This window comes from Bradyrhizobium sp. HKCCYLS2038, assembly GCF_051167655.1.
Taxonomy (GTDB): Bacteria; Pseudomonadota; Alphaproteobacteria; order Rhizobiales; family Xanthobacteraceae; genus Bradyrhizobium.
Genome location: NZ_JBNPTM010000003.1, coordinates 585,093 through 599,703, shown reverse-complemented (window position 1 = coordinate 599,703; position 14,611 = coordinate 585,093). Strand labels below are relative to the sequence as shown.

Here is a 14,611-nt window from a genome sequence, read left to right as displayed (position 1 = left end):
CCCAAGAAAAGGACTTGGCAAAGTTCGCCCTGGCGATCCAGGCGGCTTTGAACGGGCGATCGAATGCCGCGGGCTCGGTGACGCTCGCGGCCGGCGCAACGACCACGACAGTAGCGGCGCCCAACTGCGCCGCGCAAAGCGCGGTGTTCCTGTTTCCGCGCTCGGCGAACGCTGCGGCGGCGCTCGGCAGCACCTTCATCAGCACGGTAGCAAAGCAGTCGTTCACGATCTCGCATGCCAACAATGCTCAAACTGATCGGACGTTCTTCTATGTCTGCCTTGGCTGATCTCGCCGCGGTGCCTGCCGATCTGGTTTCAACGATGTGGCCGCGGGTCTCGCCGCTGCTGCGCGCGGCGTATCTGCGAACTGATCTGAGCCACACGGAAGAACTCGCCGCAGATGTGTTGTTCGGGCGCGCGGTGCTGTGGGTGGCGATGCGCGGCGGTGCGATCGAGGCGGCGGCCGTGACGAAGCTCGACCGCACAGATAGGCACCTCGTGTGCGTCATCACCGCATGCGGCGGCGGCAACATGGCCGGATGGCTCGGCCATCTGGCGGTGATCGAGCATTGGGCGCGCGGCGAGGGCTGCGCAAAGGTGCGGGTCTTCGGCCGCAAGGGTTGGGTCCGGAAGCTGAAGGACTACCACGTTTCTAACGTCGTTCTCGAAAGGGGCCTGTGATGGGCGGGACTAGCAAGACCACGCAAACGCAGACCTCGCAGCTCAATCCCTACGGGCCGGCTTCTGGCACGCTGAACGGCATTCTTGGCAACGTCGGCACGATTGCGAACAGCATCGGCACCACGCCGAACGCTGCGCAGACCGGCGCGCTGAATACGATCGAGGCGAACGCGAACAACAACCCGTTTATTGATCCGATGAAGGGCGCAGCGCTCGGGCTGCTGAACGGCGGCGGCGCAACGAGCAATGACGCGGCGATCTCGGGGACGCTTGATGCGATTAAGAATGGCATCGTCGGGCAGACCGCGAGCGGTGCCAACATCGGCAAGAATGCAGCGCTGCAAGCGCAGCTTGATCAGATTGCTACCGACACGACCAACCAAGTCAACAGCTCGTGGGCGGCGGCTGGCCGGGATGGCTCGCCCGGCAATGCGCAGGCGTTGGCGCGCGGCATCGCGGCTGCAGAGGCCCCGGTGATCGCTGCGCAGTACAACACGGACACGGCGAACGCGCTGGGCGCGGCGAATACGCTCTATGGAGCCGGCAACACGACCTATGGTCTGCTCAACGCGAACAACGCGACCCGGAACAGCAACATTGAGAGCGGAACCGGCGTCGCGAGCGCAGCGCTCAACAACGAGAATTGGGGCGCGAACGCCACGTTGCAGGCGGAAGCACAGCGCTCCGGCATCCCGCTCAGTCAATATCAAACTCTGCTCGGGATGATTTCGCCGGTGGCCGCGACCTTCGGTCAGCAGAACGGGACTGCTACCGGCACTTCAGAAATGAGTGGGGCGCAGCAGTTCGCGACCATCTTGCAAGGTATCGGCTCGATTATGCCGAAGGGACCAATTTCGTTTGGGACGTGATCAATGGGCATTCTCGATTTCTTGAGCGGCAACAATCAAGCGGCCTCGTCCTGGGGCGCGCTGTATCCTTCGCCTCTGCTCGGGCCTGACCCGCAGCAGCAGGCGGCGCGCGACGCGGCGGCTTATGGCGCGTTGGGTCTCGACCCCTCGACCGTGATGGCGCCTGATCCGTTCGGAGATCCCCGGAAAACCTCGGTCGTCAATCCGAATGCGCCGCCAAGGCCCGCAACCGGGTGGGGCGCGGGTGTCACGCCTTTTAGCTTTGCCGGGCCTGGGTCCATGAATGTGCAGCCGTCTCAGCTTGCCGGCGTCGATGCTCCGGCGCCGGCTCCTGTCGCGGCGCCTGTCGCGGCTCCTGCTGGGCCGCCTGCTCCTGCTGCGCCGATCGGCGGCCCCGTGCCGTTGCCGGCGCCGCGACCGTCAGCGGCGCCGGTTGCTGATGACGGCGAGGATGCGCCGGCGCATGCCGCGCCCGGCGGCGGCGCTCCTGCGCCGTTCTCGCTCGGTGGGGGCGGGGGTGGCGATCGGTTCGAAAAGGGCTTCCGTGGCTTCGTCGGCAATCTGCACCTCGGGCCTATCGGCGCGATCATGGGCGGCCTGGGCGCTATCGCGACGGGCAAAAGCACGGACCCTGGCAGCATTCAGCGCGAGCAGATGAGCGCGACCGGGCAGGCGTTGCTTTCCAAGGGCGCTTCTCCCGCTGACGTGCAGGCGGCTGTAGGCAATCCCCTGCTGATGAAATCGCTGATCGACCAGTATTACGGCACGGGCAAGTACAAGGTTGTGCAGACCGGCGAGGATGGGCAGGGCGGCAAGTCGTTCCATGTGCTCAACGAGCAGGACGGCACCTTGCGGCCTATCGGAGCTCCGGCGGGTGCTGCGCCTACCGCAGTCATGGGGCCTGATGGAAAGCCGATCCCGATCCCGGCAGGCGTCAACGTGAAGGAATTCGTCAAGCGCGTCACGGAAGCGAGCGCGGATGCCGCGACCGGCAAGAAGACGGAAGCGCAGGCCAAGGCGTCTTCATTCGCCGCGCGTATGGAGCAGGCGAATAGCGTGATGGGCGCTCTGCAAAACGAGGGTCTGAGCATGTGGGGGAAGGGCTTCGACGCGTTGCCGGGTGGGGTCGGCAACGTGGCACAGTCCGCGAACTATCAGCGCTATAAGCAAGCGCAATCCGCATTCATCACCGCGTTGCTGCGCCAGGAGAGCGGCGCGGCGATCAACAAAGGCGAGTTTGATCGCTACGAGCGCGAGCTGTTCCCGCAGCCGTTCGACGCGCCCGAAGTGGTCCAGCAAAAGGCGGAAATGCGCAAGAGCGCGATTGATCAGATGCGCGGTGCCGCCGGCCCTGGCTATCAGTCGCCGGCTCCGCTCGCTCCAGCCGGCGGCCAAGCCGGCGCGGCTGCGCGTGCAAGCGGAAAGGTCAACGTCGGCGGTCAGTCGTTGAATTGGAGTGTCCACTAATGGCGCAACTCACCATCGGCGACAAGACGATCTCGATTGATGACGGGTTTCTGAAGCTCTCGCCAGAGCAGCAGAGCGCGGCCGTGCAGGAAATCGCCGGCCAGATCGGGGCCGCTCCAGAGCGCGCCCCGGAGCCGGTGACGACAAACAAGGTGGCGCGGTCCTTCGCCAGCGGCGTTCCGATCGTCGGCGGAGCGCTGAACAAGCTCGACGCGGCGACGAATGCCGCGCTTGCGCCGTTGCTCAATCGCTTCTTCGCTCCGGAAGATCAGCTTTCGGAGGCGTCGTTTTCGGAGCGCTACGCGCATTCGCTGCGCGATCAGGAAGGCGGAGACAAGCGGTTCGCTGGCGACCATCCCGTTGTCGATACGGGCGCGCAAATCGTCGGCAACATGGCGTCGATGGTTGGTCCCATGTCGGCCGCGCCGAAGGCGTTCGGCCTGGTTGGATCGCTTCCGCAGATGGTGCGCAATGGCGCGATCTCGGGTGGCGCGCTGGCGGCTGCTGATGCGGCCGTGCGCGGTGAAAGCCCGCTCGATGCGGCCGGGATTGGCGCCGCGATCGGCGGCGTTGCTGGGCCGATCGGAAAGGGCGTCGGCAAGGTGGCGGCGGCGATCGCCGATCGCGTGAGGCCGGCTGCGCCCGTGGCTCAGAACCTCGCGGATGTGGGCGGCGTGAAAATCCCGCTGACGATGGCGGAGGCGACGCAAGATCCGGCGCTTTCCGCCGAACAGCAAATCATCTTGCGCGGTGGTCGCGGCGACGCTGCCCAGCGAACCGGGCAAGCGGCCATTGACGCGCGAGACGCCGCGATCGCGCAGGCGCGCGACAATATCTCAGCGGGCCTCAATCCGGCCGGCGCCTCGCCGCAGGACGCCGCGGAGCGCATCGCGGCGGAGCTGATTGCGAAGGAACAGGCGCAGCAGGCGGCGGAGGCCGCGAACGTTGCCAAGGTCGGCCGCGAGGGGCAGGCGCTGGCGCGCTCGTTCGATGCCGGCGGCCAGATGCGGGCGCCGACTGCGTTTGATGCCGGCGAAACGCTGTCGGATCGCTTCGCTGCTGCGCGCGATGCCAGTAAGGCGGACTACCGGGCCAAATATGCCAAGGTCGATCAGCAGCCGGGCGAGTTCGCTCCGGGCTCTGCAGCGGGCTTCCGCAACGACGTTGAAGCCGGCCTTGCGAACGCTGACCGGCCGGTGTCCGAGCTCGATCCGACCAACCATGGCCAGTCACTAAAGGCGCTGGATGTGATCGACCGGCGGCTCAACGCGGTCGGTCCTGGCCGGCCGGGCGCTGCGGCCGATCTCGGCGCGGAGCATGCGCAGAACGTTGCGGACGTTCGCGCCAAGTACGGTGATCAGGTCGCGGCGGCGTATGAGCGGCAGAAGGCGGCGGGTGTAGCTCCCGGCTCAAGCGATAGGACCGTTTCGGCCCAATTGCTCGAGCAGCCGAAGGCGCAAAGTCTGCTGGAATTCATCGCGTCAAAGGGCGGGCTTGGGCCTGACGCCGAATTGGAGGCGATCGGCGCGCACAACCATCTCGTGAACGTTGAGGGGGCCGGCCGGCGTAAGCTGGTCAGGCAGGGCGGCTGGCCGCTCGATTATGCGCGCGAGGCGGCGGAGGAAGCCGGGTATCTCAAGGGTGAGCACAACGCCACTTCGACGCAGCGCGATTTCCTCGACGCGATTGATAGCGAGCTGCGCGGGCAAAAGCGATACCCGGAGGGCTTCGAGGGGCACGCGACAAAGCGCGAGCAGGCCGCGCGATCGGAGCGCGAGCAGCACGATTATGAGCGGCACATTCAAGGGCTGCAGGATGATCTTGCGGCGGCGGGCCACGGTGAACTCGGCCCGGACGTTCGGAAGCGCGCCGTTGAGCTGATGGCGCGCGACGGGGTCGACGCTGACACCGCGGTTGAACGTGCGTTCGCGCAATTGGAGCAGGAGGACGCGGTTGGGCTCCATGGCTTCCCTGGCGATCGGAGCCACGCGCCGGCAGCGGCGCCCAAGATGGAGGCTGCGCCACAGCCTGGGTCGGGCTTCACGATGCGCGACGTTGAGCAGGTTCGCAAAGAGCTGGTCACGCTCTACGGCGACGCGCGCCGGAAGATGATGGCGGGCGGCTCGGGCGCTGACGTGCATGCGCTTGAGCACATCATGGACCAGTTCGGCGCTCGCGTTGAGCGGATGGTGCAGGAGGGCAAGTTCTCGGGCGACGGGCCGGCGGTGCTCCAGATGCAGCGCGACGCGCGGGCGGCCTTCGCCGACTACAAGGCGAAATTCTCCAGGCGCGGGGCCGGCGATACTGTCGGCGCGGCCGTTGAAAAGATCCTCGGCAAGTTCTCCGATACGGCGGCCACGCCTGATGCGGTGGTCAAGCTCGCCTATGGCGACGTGAGCCGGCCGGGCGGTCAGATGCCGGTGCAGATCGCGCAACGGATCGTGTCGATTTTCGGCCGCAACTCGCCGGAGTTCGCGACCTACAAACAAGGGCTGTTCGCGCATCTGATGGAGGGCGCCCCGGAGAAGGCGGCGGCGCGCATTGATGAGTTTCTGAAGGGCACCAAGGGCAGGCTTCTGGCCCATACCGTGTTCGACGGTCAGGAGCGCGCGGCGCTGGCGCAGCATGCGCAAGGGCTGCGCTCGACGCTGCCGCGCGCAAATGATCCTGGCGCGGCGGCGGCGGCGATCCGCCGCTATACCGGCGCGGACGGTGCGCCGCCGGCTTCGCCGCGGAAGATCATCAACGATCTGATGGGCGCGAGCGGTACGGGGGCCGGCGTCAACGCGCCGCTGATCGCGCAAGGGCTGAAACAGCAGCTTTCGCCGGAGAGCTGGAACAGCCTTCGTCAAGTCGCCTTCCGTGAGCTGACCGATGCGGGCGAGGGGAAAATCCCGTTTGAAGCGCAGGCGCTTTCCCAGCGGCTTCATGAGTTCTTGAACGAGAGCGGAGGACAGCTTGCACAAGTCCTCTACTCGCCCAAGGAACTGGACCTGATGCGGAAGCTGGCGGCCGTCTACAAGCAGATGATCCCGGTGAAGGGCACCACGAATCCCTCGGGCACCGCGCCGATGCTGGCGCGGATGGCGGGCGGCCTGCGCCAAACGCTGTTGCCGCTGCTCGGGCTCACTCATGGCGGCTTGCCGGGCGCTGCGGCGGCCTATGCCGCCGACAAGGCGGTGACGGCGATGGGCAACATGAATGCCGCACACAACGCGCGGCGGCTGTTCTACGGCCCGCAGGCCGGGCGGCCGGTCAACGATCGCCTGATGCTCGCCTCGGGCCTTCGCGGTCAGGCGGCCATTCAGCAGTCAAACGAGGACCGGCGCCGCTCGAAGTAGACCACGGCAGCATACACGGCGATAGCGAGCGCGATCCCGCTCAGTCCGCCGTAGTGCTCGACCATCGCATGAACGCCGAACCTGACAGCGGCCATGGCCGCTGTGAAAAGCACGATGCAAAGCCAGATGATCGGCCGCATATGCGCCGCCTCCTTGGGGGACTGAATGAACGGGGATGATATTTATCACGGTCTGCTCAACCGCGGCTATAGCCCTGCGCGTGCGGCTGCGCTGGCCGGAAACATTCTCCAAGAGAGCCACGGCGACCCGACGTCGCTCAACTCGAAAGAGGGTGCTTACGGTCTGCTGCAATGGCGGCTCGATCGCCGGCAGGGCTTGGAGAATTTCGCGGCCTCGCGCGGCACGTCTGCGAGCGACCCGAATACGCAGCTCGATTACATCGGCGTGGAAATGAGCGGGCCGGAGCGCCGATCGTCGGCCGGCTTCCTGAATTCTGAGGATGTTGGTTCCGCGAATGCGGCGCTTAAGGACTACATTCGCTATGGCGATGATAGCCAAGGCAAGCGACTGGCCTATGCGCAGGGCTTCGCCGGGGGTGAGGCTCCGCCGGCCGGGCCAATGGCCATGGCCGGGCCGCAGGCGGGCGCCGGTGGCGCCGCGCCGGCCGGCGCTCCGTCCGAGCCGGCGGGAGCGGGAGCCGCACAGCCGGCCTCCGCTGCGGCTCCTGCGCCGCAATGGACGGGGCCGGCTCCTGTCGATCTGGCGGCCCTGACGGCCGTTCCTCAACTTCGCAACATCCTGCCGCCGCGGCCGAACTATTTCGGGCAGGCGGCTCCGTTCTCATTCGGGGGGTATCGATGACGCTTTACAAATGGTCGCAGGCCGCTGCGGCCAACGGCACTGCGGACGGCAGTTGTCCCTTTCCTGAGAACATGGCGCCGTCTGCCATGAATGACGGCGCGCGCGGCGTGATGGCGGCGATTGCGAAGTATCGCGACGATACCAGCGGGCTGATCGTGACGGCGGGCAGCTCGACCGGATACACGGTCTCGAGTTTTCAGCAGTTCGACACCCTGGCGCACCTCGGCGGACAGGTCGTCGTCTTCACGCCGCACGTGACGAACGGTCCTGGCCCGGTGACGCTGAACGTTGACGCGCTCGGCGCCAAGCCGCTGCGCACGGCTCCGGGCGCGGATCTTCAGGGCGGCATCATTGTCCAGGGCACGCCTTATGCCGCGATCTACAACGCCACGGACGGCGCTTTCTATCTGCAGGGCTTTTTCGGCAACCCCTACAACGTCCCGATCGGGGCCGGAATGGACTATTGGAGCACGACGGCGCCGAACAGCTCGTTTGTTTTTCCGATCGGACAGGCGATCAGCCGCACAACCTATGCAACGCTGTTCGCGCTGCTCGGCACCACCTTTGGGGCGGGCGATGGTTCTACGACGTTCAATTTGCCGGATGTGCGCGGGCGCGTGACCGTCATGAAGGAAACGGCCGCGACGCTGTTGACCTCTACCTATTTCGGCGGCGATTCCACGCAACTTGGGACCAAAAGCGGCGCTGAAAGCCGGACGCTCGTAACCGCCAATTTGCCGCCCTATACGCCGTCCGGCTCTGTCGCAACCAGCATCAGCCACAACGCCGCACAGCAGATCGGAAATGTTGACCCCGGCGGCGGAACAAGTGTGACCATTCCTACGGCGAACCACGCCGCCGCCATCTCCGCAACCTCGACATTTACCGGCAATGCACAGGGCGGAACGTCCGTGCCGATCGCAATCGTTCAACCGACAATCGTCTGCAACTACATCATCCGCGTCATCTGATCAGCCACCACCACAGATTATCGACCCCGTCCTCTTCTGTTGAGGACGGATTCGAAATCTGCTGCAGGCAAATGCCAATGACGGCGAGGATACCCAAAGCCATAAAGCCGGTTTTGAAGATTTCCACGAACGACCTCCGGTTGTGTTGCAGCATAGCCGGAGTTCAGGCGTCTCCGCAACTGATGATTGCGCGCGATGAAAGACCCGCACAAGGAGGAGTTGTCCCCGCTTTCCAGTCCTGTTTGTTCTGATCTGCGATCGATGCGCCCGCGTGTGGCGTAATTTAGCGGCGGTTAGCTGGCGGAAACTGAGAAATGGCAACCGGAAATTTTGAGCGCTCGTTGCGCCGCGTGCTCGGCAGCGAGGGGCAGTATTCGAACCACCCGGACGATCCCGGCGGCGCCACCATGTGGGGCATCACCAAGCGCGACTATGACGCATTCCGGAAGCGGAAGGGCCTCCCGCCGCGTGACGTGCGCCTGATGACGGTTGCGGAGCGGGATGAAATCTATCGGGGCAAGTACTGGAACGGCTCGCGCTGCGATGAGGTGCCGGACGGAATCGACTATTGCCTGTTTGACGGCTCGGTGAACTCGGGCGTTGCTCAGTCCGTGAAGTGGATGCAACGAGCGCTCGGCGTCAAGGATGACGGGCATATCGGCGACCATACCTTGCTGGCCGCTTCGCAGGCGGACGCGGACGATGTGATTTCGGCCATGTGTCAGCAGCGCCGGGCGTTCATGCGCTCGCTGAAAACCTTCAAGGTGTTCGGCAAGGGCTGGATCAGGCGGGTGGATCTCGTTGAGCACGTCGCGTCGTCAATGGCCGTGCCTGGGCTCGGGGATGATCATATTCCGCATGTCCGGGTCGCCGATGGTGGGGCGAAGGCGCAGGACACGCAAATTGACCGGCCGGTGATCGATCCGGCGCCGGCAACGGCCGCGACCACGACCGCGGCCGCGGCGGCGGCGACCGTGCAGACCATTCAGGAACAGTTGTCCCCGTTTTCCGACGTTTTGTCTGCCATCAAGTACGTGCTCGTTGCCTGCGCGGTGGTAGGCATCCTCATTACGATCTACTCGACGTGGAAAAGCACGAAACTCAAGGCTGTCTGATGCTCTCGGCTCTGTTCTGGAAGTTTGCGGCCTCTGACTTCGCGCTGACGCTGGACCTCTCGGGGCTCCTGGCGTCGGCCGGCGTGGGCTATCTGCCGATGGTGCGGTTTCTTCCGATCGTCGGACCGTACGTCCAGGCGGCGCGCGTCGGCGCTTTGGTCCTGGCGCTCGTGGTGGCGTTCGTTTTCGGCTTTCGGGGCTCGGACGAGCGCGACGCGGTGTTGATCCTTCGCGACACGTTGGCGCTTCGCACGCGTGAACTTGACGCGGCCAAGAAGGCCGCGGAGGACGCGAAGCGGCGCGCGGATGAGATCGAGGCGGCGGCAACCTCTCAAAGGCAATCAGATGCGGATTACATCGGCTCGTTGCAGGCAAAGCCTGCTTGTGCTCTCGGCGATGACGATTTGCGCAACCTTCGCGGGGTGCGCGTCAATTCCAAGTGATCGGTCTTCGCCGATTGTGCGATTTCTCCCGCCCACGCCGGACAGGCTGATGCAGCCGGTGCCGGTCCCTGCCATCTACAAGGGCCAGGACGTGAGGGCCGCGCTGCGGCTGAGTCGAACTGCGTTGATGGAAGCAAATTCGCGCCTCTCGGCCTCGGCTGATTGGTACGAGAGCGTTCGCAAGAGCTTCGCGAACTACAAGCCTTGAGGGCCCGACCGTGACCGATATGCAGGAAGTCCGCGAAATCGTCTCCGCGGTGCTCGCGGAGCAGCAGGAGCACTCGAAGAACGTTGCAGAGGAGGCTGTTGCCGCCGTATTGCGGGCGTTCGGCCTGGAAGATGACGACCATCGTGAGTTGCGTGCCGATTTTCAGCACCTGCGCCGCTGGCGCAAGAGTGTGGAGCAGGCGCAGAGCCTGACCTTCAAAGCTGTTGTTGGCACAATTGTATCGGGGCTTGTAGCAGCGATTTGGCTTGGTGTTAAGACTACGTTGGGAAAATAGAGTCTTGCGTAAGCGTGATCGAATCTGTGCCGTCGATCGTCATCACTTGGCCGGCGGCTTTCCACTTGCCGCCAACTTCGCATTCAATGCTGCTTTTTTTGCGTTGGCGATTGCTGGTCCTACGTAGAAGTGTTGAAACATCTCTTCGATTGTCTCCAGGCACCATTCGGCCTCGTGCGGCTCGACCTCTATGATTTCGAGTGTTGCGCGGTCCTTGCTCGGGTGGGCAGCAAAATTTCCGAAGCCACGAATTGCATCAATTGTTGATCGCAATCTTAGTGGTAAAGCTTTTACAGGGTCGGTCTCGGCAAGTAACAAATCTATCTCGTGCGCTAGGTCTCTGGCCGTGTACCCGTGAGTCCGCAGCATGTGCTGCAGACATCGACGCGACAGAGCAGCTGATGCCTTGGGGCTGATTGGGAGCACATTGCAAGCTTCGACATAGTCTTGTGCAATTTCTGACGGGACTTCCTTTGGAACGGGGCCTCGATTTGCTCCGGATGGGAAAACTGTCCACCAACCGATAGGGCCCGCTACGATGGGGCCCCCTGCGTTTGATGCCGGGCGTCCGCCAAGCTCAACCGTTACCTTTCCGCAATCGGGGCCGGGGCAAACAGCTGTACGATAAAACCAAGTTACGTTGCGCGCGGCCAAGCCCGTTCCGGCGCGGAGTATGATCCCTGCTTCCCAATTGTCATGGAAATGTATTCCACAATGGGGACAAATCATCTTCCAATCCGACTCTTAAACGTCAGGGTTGATCGTAGTTTAGAAGACGCAAGTGGGTGGCGGCACAACTGAAGATTGAAGCTATTCGTCTTGGAACTCAAGGTCGAGTCCTTCAAACGGGTCTGCAAACACGCGGCGAGCGATGAAGAAGCCCACAATTGTAGCCTTTGGGAAGCGCGCGCTTATGACTTCCTTTGCTGCTCGGTAATGAGCGCCTGCCGTAATCACATCGTCCACTAGCCCAATTCGTGATGGTGCCGGCGAGGTTAGCTTCTCATCGATGGCATAAGACGCCTTTATCTCTTCTACCGTAGGACGTTGGTCGGTTTCATGAGCCGCTCGAAGACTCTTAGTTTGGTAGAGCAGTTCTCTAACATCGACTTTCACGCTAGACTTAATCGATCGACAAATCAGAGCGATCCGATCATCATAATCTGGATCGCTACGCACTCTCGATGGAGGGATTGGCACAAGTACTGCACCATCGAGCCAAGCAGGATTTATAGCTGGCCCGAGTACCGAAGCGCATTTGGCGATTGCGCGCCCCTTGTACTGGTACCCAGCGGCTTTTTTCTGCGACGGCTTCTTTTTAAGATTCGAAATTAGGGAATTCGTCTCGCTGAAAGCGTAGTTTCGACCGGACGTATACTCCCAAAGATAGAAGCAAACGTCCTCGGACGTTAGGTGATGATGATCTGCTCGATTTTGATCATCGATTTTGCTGAGCTTTATCGTCACCCAATGCCTGCCATATATCGTCAGCGCTCCTCACTCGGATCGCCCCCTTAGCCTCATAGGTCGCTGGCCAAGTCAGGTCTTGCCGGTTGAAGCAAGAATCCAGAATAAACAACTTCCGCCCTTGTTGAATGGCTGCGCGCGCCTGTGTCAGCGTTCCGCTAGTATCGCCAGCCTCCACAATGATAGTCGCTTCGGTCAGAGCACTCATGGTCACGTTGCGCTCTGGGAAGAACAGCTTGTTCTGCGGCACAGCCTGCTTGGCATATCGCAGGATTGGCACCTGAGAAATGAGCAAGAAGTCCTTTGCTATGCGGGTTTGGAGCTCGGCATTCTCCTTAGGATATGTAATGCCCAACGGCGTCCCGATGACCGCAATCGTTTGTCCGCCGGCATCAAGCGCGGCCGTATGGGCGGCCCTGTCGATTCCCGCGGCCAAGCCCGAAACCACCGTGAAGCCACGTCCTACCAATTCGCGGGCGATGCGCTGCGCCCGCTTTAACCCGTCTTCGGAAGCCTTACGGCTTCCGACAACGGCCACGCTGCGCGTTTCGGAGAGCTCCCAAGCCCCTTGAAAGTACAGCAGCTCGACCGGATACCGCGCGTCCCGCAGCTTCACCGGATAATCGCCGGCATGGTTGATTCTCACGCCAAACCGAGAAACGCCACGCGATTTCAGAACAGTGAAGATCTCTTGGGCACGTGCAAGCGCTATCGCTCTCGGCACAAAATCAGACGGAAGTGCCGTCGGATCTCGAGCAAAGCGCTCGGCAATTGTCTTAAAAGTAGCGCCGCTCTGCAGCCACAGCTCTTCGTAAGCGCCGAGTTCCAGCGCAGGAGAGATTGGTGAAAGCGCAGGCGCGTCATCGCGTGCAGCAAAAAGAGCTTGGTTCATTTTCTAACCCCTGCGAGATCATCCTACGCCGATTCCCGATTAACAAATCAGGCTGTTGACACTTCGGCTGGGACAAAGATTTTTCGGGGCCGGTGTGTTCCATTCCCCACGCAATCCATCGTGTTTTCTGTATGTTCTCATGTCGAATTAGCCATTTGACGGATCACCCCGCTCTTTCCTGGCTAGGCGCTTGGCGGCCGCGAGGGCATCAGCACTGGTCAACAGATTCGGTTGAAGCCGCCGGCCTGGTAAATCATCCCAGTAGAAGTAAACGCTCGGTCTGCCGTCCGAATAGCGCACTTCGAAGCTCCCGCATCTCGGGATGGTTTCGTGCTTGATCAGAGGCACTGTCACTGCACTTCCCAAAGCCGGTATCTGTCAACCATCGCTAGGCTCCAGCCCACAGGTCGAAGCGCCCGTCTACGGACGACCACCATAGATATAGAACGAAACAAGAACAAGCCCGAGTTCTAGCCTGTGGGGCTGGGGCCTTTGCTGTGGCCGCGGTTGCCACTTTCTGCGGAAAACCATTGCAGTAGCGTCGCGGATCTGTATCAAAGTGTCCCAGAAAACCAAGCAAATACAATGAATTGCCTGCGTCTGGGGGACTAGGGGTCGTGGGTTCGAATCCCGCCGCTCCGACCATTTCATCCTTTTGACCTTTTGATTCAAAGGGACACTTGCACCTTCGCTGTTTCAGCGGAGCGGCGAAGAGGCGCGTAAACGCCAGCGGAAATCTTCTGATCGTCACAGCAAGCTGGCGGCTGTGCTCACCCTGCGCGCGGCTAGTGCCGCGCGCCTTGCTCAGCAACCACCATCGAGTAACCACCGCCGGTCGCGCGTGGTCCGCGGGCAACGCGGCGCGCCGTCGACTTGGAAGTCACCCAATGGACCGTGGCGGTGGGGCAAGATCAGTCGCCGTAGATCGCCGTGTGCATCTGGCCGTCCGGAGCGGTCCAGGCGCGATACATGCCGCTGCAGTTGAAGGGCAGGGCGACGTTGCCGTGCGCATCAACGGCCACGAGGCCGCCCGAGCCGCCCAACGGGGCGATCTCGGTGATGACGGCGTGCGCCGCTGCCGCGAGGGACTGCCCGGCGAGTCGCATCCGCGCATCGATCTCGTGCGCGACCGCATGGCGGATGAAGACCTCGCCATGGCCGGTCGCCGAGATCGCGCAGGTGCGGTCATCGGCCCAGGTGCCGGCGCCGAAGATCGGGCTATCGCCGACCCGGCCGGGCTGCTTGGCGGTCATGCCGCCGGTCGAGGTCGCCGCGGCGAGATGGCCGTGGACGTCGCGCGCCACGGCGCCGACCGTGCCGTGCCGGCGCGCGTCGTCGCCGTCGTCCGCCGCTCCCGAGGCGCGGCGCGCCATCTCGGCCTCGAGCGCGGCGCGGCGTTCGGGCGTGTCGAACCAGCCGGGGGCGGGATGTTCGAGACCGGCTTCGCGGCAGAAACGGCGCGCGCCCTCGCCGCTGAGCAGGACGTGCGCCGTCGTCTCCATGACTGCCCGCGCGGCCAGGATCGGATGGCGCGGGCCGCAGATGCCGGCGACCGCGCCACAGGCGCGATCGCGTCCCGACATGATCGCCGCATCCATCTCCTGGGTGCCGTCGGTGGTGTAGACGGCGCCGCGGCCGGCGTTGAACAGCGGATCGTCCTCCAGCGCCATCACCGTCGCGGTGACCGCATCGAGCGCCGAGCCGCCGTCGCGCAGGATGCCATAGCCGGCCTGCAGCGCGGCGCGCAGGCCCGCGTGGAAGGCGGCCTCCAGCGTCGGCGTCATCCGGTCGCGGCGGATCGTGCCGGCTCCACCATGCAGCGCGAGAACGGGTGCTATCGACATCGTGTGATTCCAGGATCGAGTGATCGGTGCGGCGGAGCCGGGATAGCGGACGTGGCCGGCTGGCCAGCGGAGGCACCAGAGCCGGCACGTCGATCACCTTAGGACCGGGCGCGTGCGTGCCGTGGGCCGGTCCCGCGCCGCGGCGACACCTGCCATAGCTCATGGGCCGGCTGCAACGCGGATCTTCATCGCGCGT

Annotated in this window: 17 protein-coding genes; 10 read left to right on the top strand and 7 right to left on the bottom strand. The window is 63.5% G+C overall.

From position 1 onward, the window contains the following. The first annotated feature begins 14 nt into the window (after positions 1–14). The 4 genes from ACQR1I_RS16555 to ACQR1I_RS16540 all read left to right on the top strand — a co-directional run bounded on the left by ACQR1I_RS16555 (position 15) and on the right by ACQR1I_RS16540 (position 3,017). Entirely contained in the window at positions 15–287 is a 273-nt protein-coding gene (locus ACQR1I_RS16555; RefSeq protein WP_434866890.1) for a hypothetical protein, read from the top strand. After that, positions 244–681, top strand: coding sequence for a hypothetical protein (locus ACQR1I_RS16550; protein ID WP_434866891.1), 438 nt, complete (start codon positions 244–246; stop codon positions 679–681). The genes ACQR1I_RS16555 and ACQR1I_RS16550 overlap by 44 nt, the downstream gene beginning before the upstream one ends. Beyond that, a complete protein-coding gene (locus tag ACQR1I_RS16545) occupies positions 681–1,550 on the top strand; it encodes a tail fiber domain-containing protein (protein WP_434866892.1) in 870 nt (289 codons plus the stop codon). The genes ACQR1I_RS16550 and ACQR1I_RS16545 overlap by 1 nt, the downstream gene beginning before the upstream one ends. Before the next feature lie 396 nt (positions 1,551–1,946). Next, positions 1,947–3,017 (top strand): hypothetical protein, encoded by a 1,071-nt coding sequence (locus ACQR1I_RS16540; RefSeq protein WP_434888748.1) that lies wholly within the window; start codon positions 1,947–1,949, stop codon positions 3,015–3,017. Here the strand turns inward: ACQR1I_RS16540 and ACQR1I_RS16535 are convergent. Next, complete coding sequence (locus ACQR1I_RS16535) at positions 3,014–3,373, bottom strand: hypothetical protein (RefSeq protein WP_434888747.1); 360 nt, start codon at positions 3,371–3,373, stop codon at positions 3,014–3,016. The two genes, ACQR1I_RS16540 and ACQR1I_RS16535, sit on opposite strands and share 4 nt — an antisense overlap. A gap of 105 nt (positions 3,374–3,478) precedes the next feature. On the opposite strand from ACQR1I_RS16535, the gene ACQR1I_RS16530 reads away from it, so the two are divergent. Next, complete coding sequence (locus ACQR1I_RS16530; protein ID WP_434888746.1) at positions 3,479–6,358, top strand: hypothetical protein; 2,880 nt, start codon at positions 3,479–3,481, stop codon at positions 6,356–6,358. On the opposite strand, the gene ACQR1I_RS16525 is transcribed toward ACQR1I_RS16530, so the two are convergent. Further along, entirely contained in the window at positions 6,322–6,498 is a 177-nt protein-coding gene (locus tag ACQR1I_RS16525) for a hypothetical protein (RefSeq protein WP_434866895.1), read from the bottom strand. The genes ACQR1I_RS16530 and ACQR1I_RS16525 overlap by 37 nt on opposite strands. A gap of 25 nt (positions 6,499–6,523) precedes the next feature. Here ACQR1I_RS16525 and ACQR1I_RS16520 point away from each other — a divergent pair, with 25 nt between their 5' ends. Next, on the top strand, positions 6,524–7,180 hold the full coding sequence (locus tag ACQR1I_RS16520) for a phage tail tip lysozyme (RefSeq protein WP_434866896.1): 657 nt from the start codon (positions 6,524–6,526) through the stop codon (positions 7,178–7,180). Beyond that, entirely contained in the window at positions 7,177–8,151 is a 975-nt protein-coding gene (locus ACQR1I_RS16515) for a phage tail protein (RefSeq protein WP_434866897.1), read from the top strand. Before ACQR1I_RS16520 ends, ACQR1I_RS16515 begins: the two co-directional genes overlap by 4 nt. Here the strand turns inward: ACQR1I_RS16515 and ACQR1I_RS16510 are convergent. Then, entirely contained in the window at positions 8,144–8,278 is a 135-nt protein-coding gene (locus tag ACQR1I_RS16510) for a hypothetical protein (RefSeq protein ID WP_434866898.1), read from the bottom strand. The genes ACQR1I_RS16515 and ACQR1I_RS16510 overlap by 8 nt on opposite strands. 187 nt (positions 8,279–8,465) lie before the next feature. Here ACQR1I_RS16510 and ACQR1I_RS16505 point away from each other — a divergent pair, with 187 nt between their 5' ends. The 3 genes from ACQR1I_RS16505 to ACQR1I_RS16495 all read left to right on the top strand — a co-directional run bounded on the left by ACQR1I_RS16505 (position 8,466) and on the right by ACQR1I_RS16495 (position 10,212). Next, entirely contained in the window at positions 8,466–9,266 is an 801-nt protein-coding gene (locus ACQR1I_RS16505; protein WP_434866899.1) for a glycoside hydrolase family 108 protein, read from the top strand. Beyond that, the gene (locus ACQR1I_RS16500; RefSeq protein ID WP_434888745.1) at positions 9,266–9,709 is read left to right on the top strand and encodes a hypothetical protein; all 444 of its coding nucleotides are present in this window, start codon (positions 9,266–9,268) and stop codon (positions 9,707–9,709) included. The genes ACQR1I_RS16505 and ACQR1I_RS16500 overlap by 1 nt, the downstream gene beginning before the upstream one ends. 227 nt (positions 9,710–9,936) lie before the next feature. Beyond that, a complete protein-coding gene (locus ACQR1I_RS16495; protein ID WP_434867417.1) occupies positions 9,937–10,212 on the top strand; it encodes a hypothetical protein in 276 nt (91 codons plus the stop codon). Between the two features lie 42 nt (positions 10,213–10,254). Here ACQR1I_RS16495 and ACQR1I_RS16490 read toward each other — a convergent pair whose 3' ends face one another. The 4 genes from ACQR1I_RS16490 to ACQR1I_RS16475 all read right to left on the bottom strand — a co-directional run bounded on the left by ACQR1I_RS16490 (position 10,255) and on the right by ACQR1I_RS16475 (position 14,415). After that, entirely contained in the window at positions 10,255–10,941 is a 687-nt protein-coding gene (locus tag ACQR1I_RS16490) for a DUF4145 domain-containing protein (protein WP_434866901.1), read from the bottom strand. An 81-nt stretch (positions 10,942–11,022) separates the two neighbouring features. Continuing rightward, complete coding sequence (locus ACQR1I_RS16485; RefSeq protein ID WP_434866902.1) at positions 11,023–11,679, bottom strand: hypothetical protein; 657 nt, start codon at positions 11,677–11,679, stop codon at positions 11,023–11,025. Then, positions 11,651–12,571, bottom strand: a complete 921-nt coding sequence (locus tag ACQR1I_RS16480; protein WP_434866903.1) for a DNA-processing protein DprA — start codon at positions 12,569–12,571, stop codon at positions 11,651–11,653. Before ACQR1I_RS16480 ends, ACQR1I_RS16485 begins: the two co-directional genes overlap by 29 nt. A 911-nt stretch (positions 12,572–13,482) precedes the next feature. Next, entirely contained in the window at positions 13,483–14,415 is a 933-nt protein-coding gene (locus ACQR1I_RS16475) for an isoaspartyl peptidase/L-asparaginase family protein (RefSeq protein ID WP_434866904.1), read from the bottom strand. Positions 14,416–14,611: the final 196 nt, after the last annotated feature.

Coding starts and splice junctions, on each gene's coding strand:
- ACQR1I_RS16475 (WP_434866904.1), bottom strand. CDS start 14,415: ATGTCGATAGCACCCGTTCTCGCGCTGCATGGTGGAGCCGGCACGATC.
- ACQR1I_RS16515 (WP_434866897.1), top strand. CDS start 7,177: ATGACGCTTTACAAATGGTCGCAGGCCGCTGCGGCCAACGGCACTGCG.
- ACQR1I_RS16520 (WP_434866896.1), top strand. CDS start 6,524: ATGAACGGGGATGATATTTATCACGGTCTGCTCAACCGCGGCTATAGC.
- ACQR1I_RS16495 (WP_434867417.1), top strand. CDS start 9,937: ATGCAGGAAGTCCGCGAAATCGTCTCCGCGGTGCTCGCGGAGCAGCAG.
- ACQR1I_RS16480 (WP_434866903.1), bottom strand. CDS start 12,571: ATGAACCAAGCTCTTTTTGCTGCACGCGATGACGCGCCTGCGCTTTCA.
- ACQR1I_RS16490 (WP_434866901.1), bottom strand. CDS start 10,941: ATGATTTGTCCCCATTGTGGAATACATTTCCATGACAATTGGGAAGCA.
- ACQR1I_RS16545 (WP_434866892.1), top strand. CDS start 681: ATGGGCGGGACTAGCAAGACCACGCAAACGCAGACCTCGCAGCTCAAT.
- ACQR1I_RS16550 (WP_434866891.1), top strand. CDS start 244: ATGCTCAAACTGATCGGACGTTCTTCTATGTCTGCCTTGGCTGATCTC.
- ACQR1I_RS16500 (WP_434888745.1), top strand. CDS start 9,266: ATGCTCTCGGCTCTGTTCTGGAAGTTTGCGGCCTCTGACTTCGCGCTG.
- ACQR1I_RS16525 (WP_434866895.1), bottom strand. CDS start 6,498: ATGCGGCCGATCATCTGGCTTTGCATCGTGCTTTTCACAGCGGCCATG.
- ACQR1I_RS16530 (WP_434888746.1), top strand. CDS start 3,479: ATGGTGCGCAATGGCGCGATCTCGGGTGGCGCGCTGGCGGCTGCTGAT.
- ACQR1I_RS16535 (WP_434888747.1), bottom strand. CDS start 3,373: ATGGTCGCCAGCGAACCGCTTGTCTCCGCCTTCCTGATCGCGCAGCGA.
- ACQR1I_RS16505 (WP_434866899.1), top strand. CDS start 8,466: ATGGCAACCGGAAATTTTGAGCGCTCGTTGCGCCGCGTGCTCGGCAGC.